An 18874-nucleotide genomic window follows, 5' to 3' on the forward strand; every position below is an offset into this window, starting at 1 on the left:
TGTTTCGGAAACATCGGCTGTCGGTCAGGGCCGTCACGGCCTTTCGCTGAAACCAAGGAAAAGCGGTCCCTGTCGAAAACGTTTCGACAGGGACCGCTTCTCTGCGAGCGAGTCCTCGGTCAGTTCGGATAAGTGATGTCGAACCACCGGAAATGGGCCTGGTTCGAGGAAGGGCGGCCGTTGGAGGTGGCGTAGAGGCCGAGCTGGACGCTGGTGAACAGCGGGGTGAGGAAGGTGGCTTCGACGGTGGCCAGGTCCTGCCAGGCGCCGTCGGGCGCGGCGTAGGCGAAGGTGTGCCCGAAGCCGCGGATGCGGATCCCCAGGCGGACGGGGCCCGGCGGGACGGCGGCGCGGGCCAGGACATCGGCCCCGCGACGGAGGCTGAGCCCTTCCGCGGTGCGGAGGAGTACGAGATGGGTGTCGTCGTCGATGACGACGGCGAGACCCGCCTGTTCTTCCGGTGCGGCGGGGAGGAAGCGCAGTTCGGTGGAGACGTCGCAGTCGGGCTGTTCCTGGGGGCGGACCAGGAGGGACGGGGTGGTGCGTTCGCCGAGGCGTTCGGGGCGGAGCCGGAGGCGGAGCCCGTCGCCGGTGGTCCAGAACGGCGCGCGCGGGGTGCGCAGGGTGCTCCAGTCGGCGGAGAGGGTGGCGAAGTCGTCGTGGAGGGGGCGGGAGAGACCGGCGTGGGCGACGGGGGAGAAGACCGGCAGGTCGTCGTGCCAGGTGACCCGGCTGAGGAAGGTCTCACGGCCCAGGGCGGAACCCGGCCGGACGCCCAGGAGGACGGCCCGCCAGTCCCCGTACGGCGTCTGCACGAGGTCGGCGTGTCCGGTGCAGGTGACCGGGCCCTTCGGGGCGGGAGGCAGTGCCGGGTTGCCGGGGACGCCCCCGTAGGGGCCGGTCACGCGGTCGGCACGGGCGGCCACCACGCTGTGGTCCTCGGCGGTGCCGCCCTCGGCGGTGAGCAGGAGATAGCTGCCGTCGACCCTGTAGAGATGCGGAGCTTCCGACCATCGGGCGCCCGGCCGGCTTCCTGACCACAGGACGTACTCGGGTCCCGTGAGCCGTCGCTCCCGGGGAAGGTATTCGCGCATCCAGATCTCGGTGTGGCCGGCGGCCTCGTCCACCACGCGGGAGGCGGTGAACCAGGCCCGGTCGTCGTCGAAGAACAGCGACGGGTCGAAGCCCTCGCCCTCCAGCCAGTGCGGTTCCGACCACGGTCCCGCCGGGTCGGTCGCCGTGACGACGAAATGACCGGGGCCGTCCATCAGCGTGCACACGAGATGGAAGACCCCGTCGTGGTGCCGGATCGTCGGTGCGAACAGGCCCCGGGAAGGCTCGCAGCCGTCGAGGTCGAGCTGGGACGGCCGGTCGAGCGCGGAGCCGAGGCGCCGCCAGTTCACGAGATCGCGGCTGTGGAACACCGGAAGGCCCGGGAACCATTCGAAGCTGGACGTCACCAGGTAGTAGTCCGCCCCCACCCGGCAGACGGACGGGTCGGGCCGGAACCCGGGGAGCACGGGATCACCGAACGGCATGCTCATGAGATCACCGGGACGATCTCGACCGGCACGGACAGGACGCGGTCGGCCGCCGGGTGGCGTACGGGGCCGTGCAGGGTGAAGGAGCCCCGGAGCGGAAGGTCGCCGCTGGACCGTCCGACGGCCACGCCGATCTCCCCGGGTTCCACTCTTCTGCGCAGGTCGAGTCCGGTGAAGGAGGTCCGGTCGGCATGGACGGAGAAGGTGACCCGGGCGGCCGCGCCCGGCTGCAGCTCGACCCTGCCGAATCCGGCGAGCCACTTCTCCGGCCGGACGACGGACGCCTCGGGGTCCGAGAGGTACAGCTGGACCACCTCGGTCCCGGCCACCTCTCCGACGTTGCGTACGGTGACCGAGACGGAGACGGCTCCGTCCGTCGCGGCGACGGGATCCACCGAGAGCTCCGAGTAGGCGAAGCTGGTCCAGCTCAACCCGTGTCCGAAGGGGAACAGCGGAGTCGGGTCCACCGAGCTCCAGTCGGTGCGCCCGCCGAGCCTGGAGCGCAGGTACGTGCCGGGCTGGCCGCCGACCTGGCGGGGGATGGAGACGGGCAGCCGTCCGGACGGTTCCGCGACCCCGCTGATGATCCGGGCCAGCGCCGTCCCGCCCTCCTCGCCCGGGAAGAAGGCCTGGACGACGGCCGCCGCGCGCCCGGCCACCGAGCCGAGCGCGTAGGGCCGTCCGGAGACCAGGACCAGGACGGTCGGCACTCCGGAGTCCAGAACGGCGGAGGCGAGTGCGACCTGGTCGCCGGGCAGGTCGAGGGTCCCGGCGTCGCAGCCCTCGCCCGAGGTGCCCCGGCCGAACATGCCGGCCCGGTCGCCGAGCACCAGCACGTTCACCTCCGGGTCCTCCTCGGTGACCGTGAACCCGGCGGCGGCGAGCGCCTCGCCGAGCGTCGGGACCTCCACCCCGGGATCGCCGGGCAGTGCGACGTGGTTCGGGAAGGAGTAGCAGCCGAGGAAGGCAAGCGGATCGTCCGCGTACGGCCCGGTGACCGCGACCCGGCACGGCCGCAGCGGCAGGATGCCGTCGTTGGCGAGCAGCACCGTGGACCGTTCGGCCAGGATCCTGGCCAGCGCCCGGTTCTCCGGCGGGTCGAGGTCGATCGGCTCGGGTTTGACGGGTTCCCAGTCGGGGTCGAGCAGGCCGAGCTCGGCCTTCTGCAGCAGGACGCGCTCCGCGGCCCGGTCGACGAGGGCCTCGGACAGGTCTCCCGACCGTACGAGCGCGGTCAGCGGCTCGCCGTAACAGCGGGCCGTGGGCAGTTCGACGTCGATTCCGGCGGTCAGCGCCAGCGCGCCGGCCGCGCCCCGCGATCCGGCGACGCCGTGCCGGGACTCCAGGAAGGAGACCGAGTAGTAGTCGGCGACGACGGTGCCGTCGAAGCCGAGCTCGTCCCTGAGGAGTCCGGTGAAGAGCCGCTCGTCGGCGGCGACGGGGACGCCGTCCACATCGGTGTAACCGTTCATCACCGACCGGGCGCCGCCCTCGCGCAGCGCCCGGACGAAGGGCTCGACCAGCACGTCGGCGAACTCGCGCGGCCCCACGGCGGCCGGGGCCATGTTCCGGCCGCCGCGCGAGGACGAGTACCCGGCGAAGTGCTTGAGCGTCGCCACGACGCCCGCGCCTTCCAGACCCTGGACGTACGCGGTGCCGATCGCGCCGACGAGGTACGGGTCCTCGCCCACGCACTCCTCGGTACGGCCCCACCGGTAGTCGCGGACCACGTCGAGCACCGGAGCGAGCCCCTGGTGGACGCCGGCCCGTCGCATCCCGTCGCCGATGGCGGCGGCCATCCGCCGCACGAGGCCGGGGTCGAAGGACGCGCCCCAGGCGAGCGGCCCGGGGAAGACCGTGGCCCCGAGCGTCATGAACCCGGTCAGGCACTCCTCGTGAGCGAGGGCCGGAATGCCGAACCGGCCGGCCTCCGTCACCCGCGTCTGGAGCGCGGCGAGCCGCTCCATGCCGGTCTCCGCGGCGATCGGCGCCGTCCCGTACACCCGGGTGAGCTGGCCGAGGCCCTGCCCGATGATGTCGTCGAGTCCGGGCGCCGGTTCGCCGGAATCGTCCTCCATCGGCGCCACCGGCGCTCCGGGATCGGACGGCAGGGCCCAGAAGCCGGCGAGTTGACCCGCCTTCTCCTCCAGCGTCATCCGACTCAGCAGATCGGCGACTCGGACGGCAGCGGGCAGGAGGGGGTCACGCCAGGGCTCGGTCACGGGGGTACTCCTGAGAACGGGGTGGGGCGGTGGAGACGCGGACCTTGAGTTCGGTCGAGAGCTCCATCCGCGGGCTGACGAGGGGCTGGCCGTCCAGAAGCTGGAACAGCGTGCGGGCGGCGACCCGGCCCATCTCCTCCAGCGGCTGGCGCACCGTCGTCAGCGGCGGTGACAGCCAGTCGCACATCGGCAGGTCGTCGAAGCCGACCACGCTGAGGTCCCGAGGGATGCTCAGGCCGGCCTGCCGGGCGGCTTCGTAGACGCCCATCGCCTGCTGGTCGCTGCCGGCGAAGACGGCCGTCGGCGGGTCGGGGAGGGCGAGCAGTTCCTGGGCGCACCGGAACCCGCCCTCGTGCTGGAAGTCGCCGAACCGGATCAGGTCGCGGTCGACCTCGATCCCGGCCCGCTCCAGGGCGGCCCGGTACCCGTCGATGCGGGCCTGGCTGCAGAGCATCTCCCTGCGTCCGCCGATCGTGGCGATCCGGCGGTGCCCCAGTTCCAGCAGGTGCTCGGTGGCGGCGAGGCCGCCGGCCCAGTTGGTCGCTCCGACGCTCGGCACGCCGTTGCCCGGCAGGTCGATCGGGTCGATGACGACCAGCGCCACCCCGGCCCGTTCGACCTGGGCGCGCTGGGCGTGGGTGACCGACTCGGTGACGAGGATGACGCCGTCGCTGTGGTGCAGGACCGGCAGCGCGGTCCAACTGGACGGTGTGGCCTCGCCCGGCGGGACGAGCGACACGACGGTGCCGACGCTCCGCTGGGCGCACTCGGCCTCGACGCCGCGCAGGATCTCCACCGCCCACGCGCTGTCCAGCCCGCCGATGATCAGGTCGACCAGGCCCGATCTGCGGGCTCTGCCCTGCCGACCGGGCGGGAGGTAGTGGTGGGCCTGCAGCAGGCCCTCGATCCGTTCGCGTGTCGAGGGTGCGACGTCGGAGCGGCCGTTGATCACTTTGGACACGGTGGCCTGGGAGACCCCTGCCTCCGCGGCGATGACGGCCAGGGTCGGGCGCTGCTCGCTCAACTTCTCTCCTCTGCGCGGACGCCTTCAGCCCGGCGATAGGTATCGCAAACTTTCGATGAGTTTCCGGACGGTCGGAGCAGCTGTCAACCCTGCGAACAGCCGCTGTCCGTAGGCGAGTCAGATAAATTGACGCGAGGTCTTGACCGGGGAGCCGTGCGTTCCTAGTTTGTGGCAGCGCAGAATTTCGAGAGTATTTCGAAAAGTTTTCGGGCGCGAAACCGGCATTTCCCACCCCGGAGGTCCCATGGCCAGCACTCTCCCGAGCCGACGAAGCTTCCTGGCGCTCGCGGGCATGACCACCCTGTCCGCCGCGCTCACCACGGCCTGCGGGTCCGGCGGGTCGGGCGGCAACCTGTCGGCCGACGGCAAGGTGACGTTCGAGTGGTGGAACATCGCCACCACGGAGCCGGGGAAGTCCCTCTTCCCGGAGATCTCCACGGCGTACACGAAGGCCCACCCGAAGGTCGCGATCAACACGACCTCGCTGGAGAACGAGGCGTTCAAGTCCAAGCTGACCGCCACCACGTCCTCGGGCAAGCTCCCCGACGTCTACCAGACCTGGGGCGGCGGCGTGCTCCAGCAGCAGGTCGACGCGGGTCTCGTCGAGGACATCACCGACCTCCTCGACTGGTCGGACAAGCTCACGCCGGTCTCGCTCCAGGCCTACCGGATCGGCGGCCGGACCTACGGAGTCCCGTACGACATCGGCATGGTCGGCTTCTGGTACAACAAGAAGCTCTTCGCCAAGGCGGGGATCACCGCTCCGCCCGCCACCTGGGCCGAGTTCCTCGACGCCGTCAGGAAGCTCAAGACCGCGGGCGTCACCCCGATCGCGCTCGCGGGCAAGGAGAAGTGGCCCGGCCACTACTACTGGGCCTACCTGGCGATGCGCGTCGCCGGCCTCCCCGCCCTCCAGAAGGCCGCGACCACCAAGGACTTCTCCGACCCCGGCTTCGTCAAGGCGGGCGCCCACCTCAAGGAGCTCGTCGACCTCCAGCCGTTCCAGCCGGGCTTCCTCGGCGCCGGCTACGCCACCCCGGGCGGCCAGGCCGCGACCATGGGCAACGGCAAGGCGGCCATGGAGCTGATGGGGCAGTGGGGACCGTCGGTGCAGAAGGACGCGGGCGCCGACCTCGGAGCGGACCTGGGCTTCTTCCCCTTCCCGACCGTCGACGGCGGCGCGGGGCAGGCGACCGAGGTGTTCGGCGGCGGCGGCGGCTTCGCGCTGCGGAAGGGCGCCCCGAAGGAGGCGCTGGACTTCCTGAGGTTCTTCGTCCTCGACAACGAGTCCAAGCTCCTCGCCTCCAACGGCTACCTGCCCGTCGTCAAGGGCGCGGAGAGCCGGCTCACCGACGCCAACAAGAAGGTGGTGGCCGAGGCCCTGGTCAAGGCGACGGGCTTCCAGCTCTTCCTCGACCAGGCCTACCCGCCGGCGGTCGGCCAGGAGGTCAACGACAGCGTCGCCGACCTCATAGCGGGCAAGAAGACGCCCGAGCAGGTCACGGCCGCGATCACCGAGGCCGCGAAGAGTGCCTAGCTCCGTGTCCACCCTGACCGGGGAACGGACGGAGGTGTCCGTGCCGACACCACCGCCGGTCAAGGCTCCCTCAGGCGACCGTGGTTGGGCGGCCTGGGCCTCGGTCGCCTGGTTCCTCGTCCCCGCCCTGGTCCTCTTCCTCGTCTTCGTCCTCGCCCCGATCGTCGTCGCCGTCTGGACCGGGTTCTTCAAGTGGGGCGGCATCGGCCCCATGGACGACTTCGTCGGCCTCGGGAACTACACCAAGCTCTTCGACGACCAGGTCTTCCTCGGCGACCTCGGGCGCGGGCTCTACCTGATCGTCCTGTCGATCACGGTGCAGCTGCCGTTCGCCCTCCTCACCGCGGTCCTGCTCAACCAGAAGCTCCGCGGCCGGGCCGTCTACCGGATGCTGTTCTTCGCCCCGTACATCCTGTCCGAGGTCGTCACGGCGGTCCTCTTTACGATGATCTTCCTGCCCGGCGCGGGCATGGCGGACCACCTCGCGGGCCTGTTCGGTCTCGAGGGCCTCCAGGGCAAGTGGCTCGCCGATCCCTCGACGGTCATGCCGACCCTGTTCATCGTCATGATCTGGAAGTACTTCGGCTTCCACATGATGCTGTTCCTCGCCGGGCTGCAGGGCATCCCGTCCGAGATCCTCGAAGCCGCCTCCATCGACGGCGCCGGCGCCTGGCAGCGCTTCCGTCACATCACGCTGCCGCTGCTCGGACCGACGATCCGGATCAGCGTCTTCCTGTCGATCATCGGATCCATCCAGCTCTTCGACCTCGTCTGGGTCATGACCGCCGGCGGGCCCAACCACTCCTCCGAGACGATGGCGATCGCGATGTTCCAGTTCGGGTTCAAGCGGTACCAGGTCGGCTACGCCAGCGCGATCAGCGTGGTGCTGTTCATGATCAGCCTCGTCTTCTCCCTCTTCTACCAGCGGTACGTGCTCCGCCGTGACCTGAGCGGCGCCGTCACCTCGGGAGGTGGCCGATGAACGGCCGCAGGACGGTACGCGGCCTCTCGCTGCACGCCGTGGTCTGGCTGATCGCCGCCTTCGTCGCCGTACCGCTGCTCTACGCGGTCGTCTCCGGATTCAAGAGCACCGCGGAACTGACGAACAATCCGTTCGGACTTCCGGAGCACTGGAGGATCGGCAACTACACCGGAATTCTCGGCGACGGAATGTTCTGGCGGCAGATCGCCAACAGCGCGGGCATCGCGATCGGCACGACGGTCTGCACCGTGGTGGCCTCCGCGATGGCGGCTTTCGTTCTCGCGCGCTATGCCTTCCGGGGGAGGGAGTTGTTCTATACGCTCTTCACCATCGGGCTGATGTTCCCGTTCGCGGTGGCCGTCCTGCCGCTCTTCCTCATGCTGCGAACCTTCGGTCTGCTCGACAATCCGCTCGGGGTGATCCTCCCGCAGGCGGCTTTCGGGCTCCCCATGACGATCGTGATCCTGCGCGGTTTCTTCCGGACCATCCCGGCGGAGATCGAGGAGGCCGCCACCATGGACGGCTGCGGCAAGTTCCGTTTCTTCTGGCAGATCCTGCTGCCGATGGCGCGCCCCGCGCTCGGCACGGTCTCCGTGCTCGCGGTCGTCGCCAGCTGGAACAACTTCTTCCTGCCGCTCCTGGTGTTCAGCGACCCGAAGTGGCAGACCATCCCGGTCGGTGTCCAGCAGTTCCAGGGCCAGTACTCGACCGACTTCGCGCTCGTCCTCGCGTACATCGTGCTCGCGATGGTCCCGGCCCTCGCCTTCTACGCCGTCGCGGAGCGCCAGCTGATCGGCGGCCTCACCGCCGGCGCGACCAAGGGCTGATCCGTACCGCTCGCCCTCCCTTACCGAGGAGACTCCGTGAAACGCCTGACAGCATTGACCACCGGCATATTGTTAGCGCTAACAACGCAGGTGGCCGCCGCCGACCCGGAGACCGTGGATTCCGCCACGGCCTCCGTCCGCCCCGCCATCGACTTCCGGGCCGCACTCCAGCCCATCGACGGGTTCGGCTTCTCCATGGCCTTCCAGCGCGCCGATCTGCTCCACGGCGCGCGCGGCCTCAGCCCCGAGAAGCGGCGCGAGGTCCTCGACCTGCTGCTCAGCAAGGAGAAGGGCGCGGGCCTCTCGATCCTGCGCCTCGGCATCGGGTCGTCCACCGACCGGGTCTACGACCACATGCCGACGATCCTGCCCGCCGACCCCGGCGGGCCGGACGCCGCGCCGGAGTACGTCTGGGACGGCTGGGACGGCGGTCAGGTCTGGCTCGCCAAGGAGGCCAAGGCGTACGGCGTCAAGAGGTTCTACGCCGACGCCTGGAGCGCGCCGGCCTTCATGAAGACCAACGGCGACGAGAACAACGGCGGCGAGCTGCTGCCCGCCTGGCGCCGGGCCTACGCCGACTACCTCGTCCAGTACGCCAAGTTCTACGAGCGGGAGGGCATCGACATCACCGACCTCGGGTTCACCAACGAGCCCGACTGGACGGCGACCTACGCCTCGATGCGCTTCACGCCCCAGCAGGCCGTCGACTTCCTCAAGGTGCTCGGACCGACCGTCCGCGCCTCGGGACTGAAGACCGGCATCGTCTGCTGCGACGCCGCCGGCTGGGACCGCCAGGTCGCCTTCACCGAGGCCATCGAGGCGGACCCGGAGGCCGACAGGGCCGTACGGACCGTCACCGGCCACCGCTACAGCGGTCCCACCACCGTCCCGCAGCCCACTGACAAGCACGTGTGGATGTCCGAGTGGTCGCCGGACGGCTCCACCTGGAACGAGCACTGGGACGACGGCACCGGCTACGACGGCCTCGCCGTCGCCGCCGACATCCAGAACACGCTGACCGTCGGCAACGCCAACGCCTACGTCTACTGGACCGGCGCGTCCCTCGGCGCGACCCGGGGGCTCATCCAGCTCGCCAACCCCGGTGACGACTACCGGGTGTCCAAGCGGTACTGGGCGCTGGCCGCCTTCAGCCGCTTCATCCGCCCCGGCGCCGTCCGCGTGCCGGTCACCGACGCCGACCCCGCCCTGCGCGTCACGGCCTTCCGCAACACCGACGGCAGCCGCGTCATCGAGATCCTCAACACCGCGACCAGCGAGAAGTCCGCCGAGTTCGCCCTCCGCGGCGGACACGACCGGCACCCCGAGGCCTACGTGACCGACGAGACCCGCTCGATCACCCCGGCCGCCGTCGCCACCACGCACGGCACCACCCTCACGGCGAAGCTCGCCCCGCGCGCGCTCACCACGATCGTTCTCGACTGACCCGCCCACCACCGAGGAGCCGCACATGTCCGTGTCCCGCCATCTGGTCGCCCTCGGCGCGGCCGTCTGCCTCGCCGCCGGCCTCGCCGCCACCCCCGCCACCGCCGAGCCCCGCCCCAGCACGCTCGCCGACCTGGCCAAGAAGCACCACAAGTACTTCGGCTCCGCCACCGACAACCCCGAGTTCACCGACGCCGCCTACCTGAAGCTCCTCGGCAGCGAGTTCGGACAGACCACCCCCGGCAACGCCATGAAGTGGGAGACCACGGAACCCCGGCGCGGCGTCTTCGACTTCACCGCCGCCGAAAAGGTCATGGCCTTCGCCAAGGACCACCACCAGAAGGTCCGCGGCCACACCCTCGTCTGGCACAACCAGCTCCCCGCCTGGCTCACCGCCCGCAGCTGGACCGCCGACGAACTGCGCGCCGTCCTCAAGAACCACATCCAGACGGAGGTCCGGCACTTCAAGGGCCGGGTGATCCACTGGGACGTCGTCAACGAGGCCTTCAACGAGGACGGCACCTACCGCGAGTCGCTCTTCTACAAGACGCTCGGCCCCGGCTACATCGCCGACGCCCTCCGCTGGGCCCACGAGATCGACCCGCACGCCAAGCTCTACCTCAACGACTACAACGTCGACGGCATCAACGCCAAGAGCGACGCCTACTACAAGCTCATCAAGCAGCTGAAGGCCGACGGCGTCCCGATCGAGGGCTTCGGCCTCCAGGGCCACCTGGCGCTCCAGTACGGCTTCCCCGCCGGCGTCAAGGAGAACATCCAGCGCTTCGCCGACCTCGGCGTCGACGTCGCCGTCACCGAGCTCGACATCCGGATGCAGCTCCCGGCGACCCCCGAGAAGCTCGCCACCCAGGCCGACTGGTACGCCGACTACGTCAAGGCCTGCCTGGACGTCGAGCGGTGCGTCGGCGTCACCATCTGGGACTACACGGACAAGTACTCGTGGATCCCGGGGGTCTTCCCCGAGGAGGGCGCCGCGCTGCCCTACGACGAGAACCTCCGGCCCAAGCCCGCCTACCACGCCATCAGGAAGGTGCTGGGCGGATGATCAGGACGGCGATCGTCGGGACGGGCGGGATCGCGGGCATCTGCCACGTCCCCGCCCTCCGGGCCCAGGCGCACCGGGCCGAGATCGTGGCCGCCGTCGACGTGGACGCCGAGCGCGCCGAGGCCTTCGCGGCCGAGCACGACATCCCCGCCGTGTACACGGACCTGCGTACGATGCTCGACGAGCAGCGCCCGGACGTCGTGCACCTGTGCACGCCGCCGTTCCTGCACGCCGAACAGGCCGTGGACTGCCTGAACGCGGGGGCGTGGGTCTGGTGCGAGAAGCCGGTGGCGCTGTCCCTGGCCGAACTCGACCGGATCCGTGCCGCCGAGAGCGAGACCGCCGCGGCGGGCGCGGTGTTCCAGCACCGGTACGGCTCCGGCGCCCGGTACCTGGGCGAGATGATCGCCGCCGGGACCCTGGGCCGCCCGCTGGTCGCGCAGTGCGTCACGACCTGGTACCGCGACGACGCCTACTACGACGTGCCGTGGCGCGGCACCTGGCAGAGCGAGGGCGGCGGCCCGACGCTCGGCCACGGCATCCACCAGATGGACCTGCTGCTCGCGGTGCTCGGCCCCTGGGCCGAGGTCCGCGCGATGGCCGGCCGCCTCGAACGGGACGTCCAGACCGAGGACGTGTCCACGGCCCTGGTCCGCTTCGAGAACGGTGCCGTCGCCACCGTCGTCAACAGCGTCCTCTCCCCGCGCGAGGAGAGCTACCTCCGCTTCGACCTCACCGGCGCCACGGTCGAACTGCGCCACCTGTACGGCTACTCCAACGCGGACTGGACGTTCACCGGCAGGACGCCCGCCACAAAGTGGGAACCGCCGGAGGACCTGCCCAGCTCGCACACCGCGCAGCTCGCGGAGTTCCTCGACGGGTACGAGGCCGGGACCCGCCCCGACCTCGGCCGGCCCACCATGGAGCTCGTCACCGCCCTGTACAAGGCCGCGATCACCGGGCGGCCGGTCGTGCGCGGCGAGATCGACGCGAGCGACCCGTTCTACGGCGCGCTCCACGGAGGACGCCCGGAGGTGTTCCGATGACGCTCGAACTCCTGCGGGACGAGGACGCGTTGACCGTACGGGCCCGGGGCACCGAGCTCTTCCGGTACGTGCACCGCCCGGCCATGGACCCCTTCGAGGCGCCGAAGCCCTACCTGCATCCGGTGCGCACGCTCGCCGGCCGGGTCGTCACCGGCTACCGGCCGCACGACCACCGCTGGCACAAGGGCGTCCAGTTCACCGCCTCCTGGCTGTCGGGCGAGAACTTCTGGGGCGGCGGCACGTACCTGCGCGGCCAGGGCTACGTCGACCTGCCGAACCTCGGCACCATGCGCAGCCTCACCGTGTCCGCCGAGACGGACCACGACCGGGCCGTCGTCACCGAGGACCTCGCCTGGCACACCATGGCGGGGGAGCGGTGGATCGACGAACGCCGCACACTGACCGCGCGCGACGTCGAGGCCGACTCCTGGACGCTGGAGGTCACCACCGCGCTCACCAACGTCCACGACACCGAGCTCGTGTTCGGCAGCCCCGGCACCCAGGGACGGGAACTCGCCGGATACTCCGGCCTGTTCTGGCGCGGCCCGCGGGAGTTCACCGGCGGAGACGTGATCGGCCCCGGCATGGGCGAACCGGGCGACTGGCTGGCCTTCGTCGGCGCGCACGACGAGGTCGACCACTCCTCCACCCTGCTCTTCCTGGACGACCCGGACCACCCCTGCCAGTGGTTCGTCCGCAGCGAGCCCATCCCCGCCGTCAACCCGTCCCTGGCGTTCGACAAGGAGGTGCCGCTCGCCCCCGGCGACACGCTGGCGCGCCGCTACCGGATCGTCGTGGCCGACGGCGCGTGGGACCTCGCGCGCCTCACCCGGTACGTCGAGGAGCACCCGTGGTGACACCGCTCCCCGGCGGTGTCGGACTCTCCGACCTGACCGTGTACGAGTGGGAGGCCGCCGACGGACTGTGCGGCGGCACCCCCCACATGCACCTCGTCTGCTCGGAGGCGTACGTCGTCATCGGCGGTGAGGGCGGCGTCCAGACCCTCACCACCACCGGGTTCGCCGACACGCCGCTGCGGACCGGCGACGTCGTCCGGTTCACCCCCGGAACGATCCACCGCCTCGTCAACGGCGGCGGTCTGCGGCTCGTCGTCCTCATGCAGAACAGCGGCCTCCCCGAGGCCGGCGACGCCGTGTTCACCTTCCCCGCGCCCGTCCTGGCCGATCCCGAGGCCTACCGGGCGGCGGCGACGCTGACCGGCGACCTCGCCCGGGCGGCGCTCCGCCGCCGCGACCTGGCGCTCGAAGGGTTCCGGACCCTGCGTGACGAAGGGGGGCTGCGGGAGTTCCACGCCGCGGCCCACCGCCTGAAGCGCGACCTCCTGGACGCGTGGGAGGTCCGCTGGCGCGGCGGCGCCCTGGCGGCGGCCGAGGAGACCGGCCGTCAGCTGGAGCGCCTGAAGGCCGGAGACCTCGCGCATCTCGACGAGGGCGCGGTGGAGCGGCTGAACCGCCCGGAGGTCCCGCTCTTCGGGATGTGCGGCCTCCTCCACCCGTACGCCCTCCCCGCCCACCCCCGTCCCCACCCGCACCCCCCGAAGGAGAATCTCCGATGAGATTTCGCCACCCCCCGCTGGTCCTGGGTCTCGTCCTGGCGGTCCTGTCGTCCCTGCTGCTCGGCGCCTCGCTCCTCACCGCCCCGCCGGCCGCCGCGGCCACCGTCGACACCACCGCCTGGTACGTCCTCGTCAACCGCAACAGCGGCAAGGCCCTGGACGTCTACAACCTGTCGACCAGCGACGGCGCCCGCATCACCCAGTGGGCCAGGAACGACCAGAACCAGCAGCAGTGGCAGTTCGTCTCCAACGGCGACGGCTACTACCGCGTGAAGTCGCGCCTCTCCGGCAAGGTCCTGGACGTCCAGAACGGCTCCACCGCCAACGGTGCCGCGATCACCCAGTGGACCGACGTGAACGGCACCAACCAGCAGTGGCGCCTCGCGGACAGCGCCGACGGGTACGTGCGCCTCGTCGCCCGCCACAGCGGCAAGGCCCTCGAAGTCCAGGGCGCCTCCACCGCCGACGGCGCGAACATCGTCCAGTACGACGACTGGGGCGGCGCCAACCAGCAGTGGCAGTTCGTCAAGGTCGCCGGCGGCGGCACCCCCGGCACCTGTGCCCTCCCCTCCACGTACCGCTGGTCGTCGACGGGCCCCCTGGCGCAGCCCAAGGCCGGATGGGCCTCGCTCAAGGACTTCACCGTCGCCCCGTACAACGGCAGGAACCTCGTCTACGCGACCACGTACGGCGCCGCGGGTTCGGGTCAGGGCTGGGGCTCGATGAACTTCTCCCCCTTCACCAACTGGTCGGACATGGCCACCACCGCCCAGAACGGCATGACGAACTCCGCCGTCGCGCCCACGCTCTTCTACTTCGCGCCGAAGAACATCTGGGTGCTCGCCTACCAGTGGGGCAGGTCCGCCTTCTCCTACCGGACGTCGACCGACCCCAGCAACCCCAACGGATGGTCGGCGGAGCAGGAGCTCTTCTCCGGAACCATCGCCGGCTCGGGAACGGGCCCCATCGACCAGACGCTCATCGGCGACGGGACGAACATGTACCTGTTCTTCGCCGGTGACAACGGCAAGATCTACCGCGCCAGCATGCCGATCGGGAACTTCCCGGGCAGCTTCGGCTCGTCGTACACGACGGTCATGAGCGACACGGAGAAGAACCTCTTCGAGGCGCCGCAGGTCTACAAGGTCAAGGACCAGAACCAGTACCTCATGATCGTCGAGGCCCGGGGCGCGACCGAGCAGCGCTACTTCCGCTCGTTCACGGCCACCAGCCTGAACGGCACCTGGACGCCGCAGGCCGCCACCGAGGGCAGCCCCTTCGCGGGCAAGGCCAACAGCGGCGCCACCTGGACCAACGACATCAGCCACGGCGAGCTGGTCCGCGCCACCGCCGACCAGACGTTCACGATCGACCCCTGCAACCTGCAGTTCCTCTACCAGGGCCGCGACCCGAGCGTCGGCGGCGACTACGGCCTCTGGCCCTACCGCCCGGGTCTGCTGACGCTGCAGCGCTGACGACGCGGCACCGTTCCGGCTCCGACGGGGAGCCGACGTGGAGGGCTCGGCGGACCGCCGAGCCCTCTCCGCTGCGTCCGGACGTGTCGTCGCCAGGCCGATGCGCGCGAGGCGTCATCTATGCTTCTGAGCGGCCACGAGGCGATGGCTTGTTCTTCCGGGAGGCCCCGTACAGCGGCCCGCGTCGGGGCCGGGCCCGGGCGGGGGATCATGTGACACCGATCATGACGGTCCCGGGGAATCGAGTGACCGCCGCAACACGCCGGGTGGTAAAGGTGGCCCGGCTCTCGCCGCGAACACAAGTCCCAGGGAGAAGTGAGGTATGTCAGTGATCTGCGTCGGAGGCATGATCGGGATCGGCAAGACGAGCGTCGCCGAGCTGCTCGCGAAGGAGCTGGGCAGCGACGTCTTCTACGAGAGCGTGGACGACAACCCGATCCTGCCGCTCTTCTACACGGCGAGCCCCGAGGAGATACAGGCGAAGCGCTACCCCTTCCTGCTCCAGCTCTACTTCCTGCAGACGCGGTTCGCCTCGATCAAGGAGGCGTACAGGCAGGGCGACAACGTCCTCGACCGCTCCATCTACGAGGACTGGTACTTCGCCAAGGTCAATCACGACCTGGGCCGCATCAGCTCCCTGGAGATGCAGGTGTACGAGGGGCTGCTGGAGGAGATGATGCGCGAGATCGACGGCCTCCCGTACCGCAAGGCGCCCGACCTCATGGTCTACCTCAAGGCGGACTTCGGGACGGTGCTGCACCGCATCGGCCTGCGGGGGCGCGATTTCGAGCAGGACGAGGCCCTCGTGGAGTACTACCGCACGCTGTGGTCCGGCTACGACGACTGGGTCCACAAGCACTACTCGGCCAGCGAGGTCCTCGTCATCGACATGAACCGCACGGACGTCGTGAACAACCCCGACGACGCGGCCCGCGTGGTACAGGAGGTCAGGGACGCCCTCGTCGCCGCCAGGCAGCGCGCCTGAAGCCGTCGCCGAGGAAGGTCCCCGGGGCGCGGCGCACCACGGCGGATGTTGCGTACACCTCACCCGTGGACGCTGTTCAAGGAGAGTCGGAGGCGGCCAAGCTGAGCGGCGCGCTCCGGTGCTCGGTGGGCGCACTTCTGATCAAGTCGAGAACACCCCGTTGACGGCCAGAGCAGCGAACGGAGAACACTCGTGATTGTCGGAGTCCTCAAGGAAGCGCGGGCGGGTGAACACCGCGTCTCGGCCACACCGGCCACCGTCGAACAGATCCGCAAACTGGGGTACGGGGTGGTCGTCGACTCCGGCGCGGGTGTCGCGGCGGGCTTCACCGACAGCGCCTACGAGGCCGCCGGCGCGACCGTCGGAGACGCGGCGGCCGCGGACGTGGTCCTCGGGGTCAACGCCCCGAGCCCCGCTCAGCTGGACGGGGTACGGCCGGAGGCGACGGTGATCGCGCTGTTCGCGCCGGCGTTCGACCCCGCGATGGTCGAGGAGCTGGGCCGCCGGCCGTTCACGGCGCTGTCGATGGACGCCGTGCCGCGCATCAGCCGGGCGCAGTCGATGGACGTGCTGTCGTCGATGGCGAACATCGCCGGCTACCGGGCCGTGGTCGAGGCGGCGCACACGTTCGGGCGGTTCTTCACCGGCCAGGTGACCGCGGCGGGCAAGGTGGCGCCGGCGAAGGTGCTGGTCGCGGGCGCCGGTGTCGCGGGTCTGGCCGCGATCGGCGCGGCGGGCTCGCTCGGCGCGATCGTACGGGCGACCGACCCGCGGCCCGAGGTGGCCGACCAGGTCCGGTCGCTGGGCGGCGAGTACCTGTCGATCGAGTCCCCCGAGGTGGAGGTCTCCAGGACGGGCTACGCCAAGGAGATGGGGGACGACTACAAGGCGCGCGAGGCCGAGCTGTACGCCGCGCAGTGTCGTGAGGTCGACATCGTGATCACCACCGCGCTGATCCCCGGGCGCCCCGCGCCGACGCTGATCACCGCGGAGATGGTGGCGGGCATGAAGCCGGGCTCGGTGATCGTCGACATGGCGGCCGCCAACGGCGGCAACGTCGAAGGCACCATGAAGGGCGAGAAGACCGTCACGGAGAACGGCGTGACGATCATCGGCTACACCGATCTGGCGGGCCGGCTGCCGGCGCAGGCCTCGCAGCTGTACGGCACGAACCTGGTGAACCTGCTGAAGCTGATGACGCCGGAGAAGGACGGGCGTCTGGTCCTGGACTGGGACGACCCGGTGCAGCGCTCGATCACGGTCGTACGGGCGGGCGAGTCGGCGTGGCCGCCTCCGCCGGTGGAGGTCTCGGCGGCCCCGACGCCCGCGGCCGAGGCGGCCGAGACGAAGCCGTCGCCGGTGAAGGAGCCGATGACGGCGAGGCGGAGGTTCGGCGGTGTGGCCGTCGCCGCGCTGGCGCTGTTCCTCGCCGCCGGGTTCGCTCCGGCGGCGCTGCTGCCCCACGTGACGGTCTTCGTGCTCGCGATCGTGATCGGCTACTACGTGATCGGCCATGTGCACCACGCCCTGCACACGCCGCTGATGTCGGTGACCAACGCCATCTCCGGGATCATCGTCGTCGGTGCCCTCCTGCAGATCGGGCACGCGAGCACGGCGGTCACGGTGCTGTCGTCCGTGGCGATCCTCCTGGCCAGTATCAACGTCTTCGGCGGCTTCGCGGTGACGCGTCGCATGCTCGCCATGTTCAACCGGAGCTGACATGTCTGCGACCATCGCCGCACAGGCGGCCTACCTCGTCGCCGCGCTGCTGTTCATCCTCGCGCTGGCAGGACTCTCCAAGCACGAGTCGGCACGGCTCGGCAACGCCTTCGGCATGCTCGGCATGGCCGTCGCCCTCGTCGCGACGATCGTGCTCGCGGTCGACGGCGACATCAGCACCGCCGGCCTCGGCCTGACGGCCGTCGCCATGCTGATCGGCGCCCTGATCGGACTGCAGCGGGCCCGGGGCGTCGAGATGACCGGCATGCCCGAACTGATCGCACTGCTGCACTCCTTCGTCGGCCTCGCCGCCGTACTGGTCAGCTGGAACGGCTTCCTGAACGTCGAGCACGAGCCCGACGGCCACGAGGCCCGGGCCCTGGACGCGCTCGGCACCCTGGGCATCCACCACGCCGAGGTGTTCATCGGCCTGTTCATCGGCGCGGTGACCTTCACCGGCTCCGTCGTCGCCTACCTGAAGCTCTCGGCGAAGATCAGCTCCAAGCCGCTGACGCTGCCGGGCAAGAACGCGCTGAACCTGGGCTCGCTGGCCCTGTTCGTCGCCCTGACCGTGTGGTTCGTGACCACTCCGGAGCTGTGGCTCCTGATCGCCGTGACGGTCCTGGCGCTGGCCCTGGGCTGGCACCTGGTGGCCTCGATCGGCGGCGGTGACATGCCGGTCGTCGTCTCGATGCTCAACAGCTACTCCGGCTGGGCCGCCGCGGCCTCCGGCTTCCTCCTCGGCAACGACCTGCTGATCGTCACCGGCGCGCTGGTCGGCTCCTCCGGTGCCTACCTGTCGTACATCATGTGCAAGGCGATGAACCGCTCGTTCCTCTCCGTGATCGCCGGCGGCTTCGGCATCGAGGCGCCCTCCGGCTCGGACGTCGACTACGGCGAGCACCAGGAGATCACCGCCCAGGCGGCCGCCGAACTCCTCACCGCCGCCCGCTCCGTGGTCATCACACCCGGCTACGGCATGGCCGTCGCCCAGGCGCAGTACCCGGTCGCCGAGCTCACCTCCAAACTGCGCGCGAAGGGCGTCGACGTGCGCTTCGGCATCCACCCGGTCGCCGGCCGCCTGCCCGGCCACATGAACGTCCTCCTGGCCGAGGCCAAGGTGCCGTACGACATCGTCCTCGAAATGGACGAGATCAACGACGACTTCGCCGACACCGACGTCGTCCTCGTCATCGGCGCCAACGACACGGTCAACCCGGCGGGCGCCGAGGACCCCTCCAGCCCGCTCGCCGGAATGCCGGTCCTCACGGTCTGGGAGGCGAACAAGGTCATCGTCTTCAAGCGTTCGATGGCCTCCGGCTACGCGGGCGTGCAGAACCCGCTGTTCTTCCGTGAGAACACCGCGATGCTCTTCGGCGACGCGAAGGCCCGGGTCGAGGACATCGTCGGCGCGCTCTGACCGGCCCTGCC

Annotated in this window: 15 protein-coding genes; 12 read left to right on the forward strand and 3 right to left on the reverse strand. The window is 70.4% G+C overall.

The window, feature by feature from the left end:
* Nucleotides 1-119: 119 nt before the first annotated feature.
* The 3 genes from ACH4TP_RS14100 to ACH4TP_RS14110 are packed head-to-tail and all read right to left on the reverse strand — an operon-like array spanning nucleotide 120 to nucleotide 4787.
* Nucleotides 120-1544: a family 43 glycosylhydrolase gene (locus ACH4TP_RS14100; RefSeq protein WP_398437788.1), complete on the reverse strand. Its 1425-nt coding sequence runs from the start codon at nucleotides 1542-1544 to the stop codon at nucleotides 120-122.
* Nucleotides 1541-3763 carry a glycoside hydrolase family 3 N-terminal domain-containing protein gene (locus ACH4TP_RS14105; protein WP_398190190.1) on the reverse strand — a complete coding sequence of 741 codons (2223 nt, stop codon included), beginning with the start codon at nucleotides 3761-3763 and terminating at the stop codon, nucleotides 1541-1543. Before ACH4TP_RS14105 ends, ACH4TP_RS14100 begins: the two co-directional genes overlap by 4 nt.
* Nucleotides 3744-4787, reverse strand: coding sequence for a LacI family DNA-binding transcriptional regulator (locus ACH4TP_RS14110; protein WP_389224953.1), 1044 nt, complete (start codon nucleotides 4785-4787; stop codon nucleotides 3744-3746). The genes ACH4TP_RS14105 and ACH4TP_RS14110 overlap by 20 nt, the downstream gene beginning before the upstream one ends.
* Nucleotides 4788-5031: 244 nt before the next feature.
* Here ACH4TP_RS14110 and ACH4TP_RS14115 point away from each other — a divergent pair, with 244 nt between their 5' ends.
* The 12 genes from ACH4TP_RS14115 (at nucleotide 5032) to pntB (ending at nucleotide 18863) form a co-directional block, all read left to right on the forward strand.
* Nucleotides 5032-6324, forward strand: coding sequence for an extracellular solute-binding protein (locus tag ACH4TP_RS14115; protein ID WP_398437791.1), 1293 nt, complete (start codon nucleotides 5032-5034; stop codon nucleotides 6322-6324).
* Entirely contained in the window at nucleotides 6317-7306 is a 990-nt protein-coding gene (locus ACH4TP_RS14120) for a carbohydrate ABC transporter permease (protein ID WP_398437793.1), read from the forward strand. Before ACH4TP_RS14115 ends, ACH4TP_RS14120 begins: the two co-directional genes overlap by 8 nt.
* Entirely contained in the window at nucleotides 7303-8133 is an 831-nt protein-coding gene (locus ACH4TP_RS14125) for a carbohydrate ABC transporter permease (protein ID WP_389224947.1), read from the forward strand. Before ACH4TP_RS14120 ends, ACH4TP_RS14125 begins: the two co-directional genes overlap by 4 nt.
* Nucleotides 8134-8223: 90 nt before the next feature.
* Complete coding sequence (locus ACH4TP_RS14130) at nucleotides 8224-9576, forward strand: glycoside hydrolase (RefSeq protein WP_398437795.1); 1353 nt, start codon at nucleotides 8224-8226, stop codon at nucleotides 9574-9576.
* A 25-nt stretch (nucleotides 9577-9601) separates the two neighbouring features.
* Nucleotides 9602-10642 carry an endo-1,4-beta-xylanase gene (locus ACH4TP_RS14135; protein WP_398437796.1) on the forward strand — a complete coding sequence of 347 codons (1041 nt, stop codon included), beginning with the start codon at nucleotides 9602-9604 and terminating at the stop codon, nucleotides 10640-10642.
* The gene (locus ACH4TP_RS14140; RefSeq protein ID WP_398190205.1) at nucleotides 10639-11688 is read left to right on the forward strand and encodes a Gfo/Idh/MocA family protein; all 1050 of its coding nucleotides are present in this window, start codon (nucleotides 10639-10641) and stop codon (nucleotides 11686-11688) included. Before ACH4TP_RS14135 ends, ACH4TP_RS14140 begins: the two co-directional genes overlap by 4 nt.
* The gene (locus ACH4TP_RS14145) at nucleotides 11685-12545 is read left to right on the forward strand and encodes a PmoA family protein (RefSeq protein WP_398437798.1); all 861 of its coding nucleotides are present in this window, start codon (nucleotides 11685-11687) and stop codon (nucleotides 12543-12545) included. The genes ACH4TP_RS14140 and ACH4TP_RS14145 overlap by 4 nt, the downstream gene beginning before the upstream one ends.
* Nucleotides 12542-13264 carry a cupin domain-containing protein gene (locus ACH4TP_RS14150; RefSeq protein WP_398437855.1) on the forward strand — a complete coding sequence of 241 codons (723 nt, stop codon included), beginning with the start codon at nucleotides 12542-12544 and terminating at the stop codon, nucleotides 13262-13264. Before ACH4TP_RS14145 ends, ACH4TP_RS14150 begins: the two co-directional genes overlap by 4 nt.
* A complete protein-coding gene (locus ACH4TP_RS14155) occupies nucleotides 13261-14739 on the forward strand; it encodes a non-reducing end alpha-L-arabinofuranosidase family hydrolase (RefSeq protein ID WP_398437800.1) in 1479 nt (492 codons plus the stop codon). The genes ACH4TP_RS14150 and ACH4TP_RS14155 overlap by 4 nt, the downstream gene beginning before the upstream one ends.
* A 322-nt stretch (nucleotides 14740-15061) precedes the next feature.
* Nucleotides 15062-15724 (forward strand): deoxynucleoside kinase, encoded by a 663-nt coding sequence (locus ACH4TP_RS14160; protein WP_398437801.1) that lies wholly within the window; start codon nucleotides 15062-15064, stop codon nucleotides 15722-15724.
* Between the two features lie 192 nt (nucleotides 15725-15916).
* Nucleotides 15917-17443 carry a Re/Si-specific NAD(P)(+) transhydrogenase subunit alpha gene (locus tag ACH4TP_RS14165; RefSeq protein WP_398437802.1) on the forward strand — a complete coding sequence of 509 codons (1527 nt, stop codon included), beginning with the start codon at nucleotides 15917-15919 and terminating at the stop codon, nucleotides 17441-17443.
* 1 nt (nucleotide 17444) lies between these two features.
* Nucleotides 17445-18863 carry a Re/Si-specific NAD(P)(+) transhydrogenase subunit beta gene (pntB, locus tag ACH4TP_RS14170; RefSeq protein WP_398437804.1) on the forward strand — a complete coding sequence of 473 codons (1419 nt, stop codon included), beginning with the start codon at nucleotides 17445-17447 and terminating at the stop codon, nucleotides 18861-18863.
* Nucleotides 18864-18874: the final 11 nt, after the last annotated feature.

Origin of the sequence: Streptomyces sp. NPDC021012, assembly GCF_044333355.1 — a bacterium.
Classification (GTDB): Bacteria; Actinomycetota; Actinomycetes; order Streptomycetales; family Streptomycetaceae; genus Streptomyces.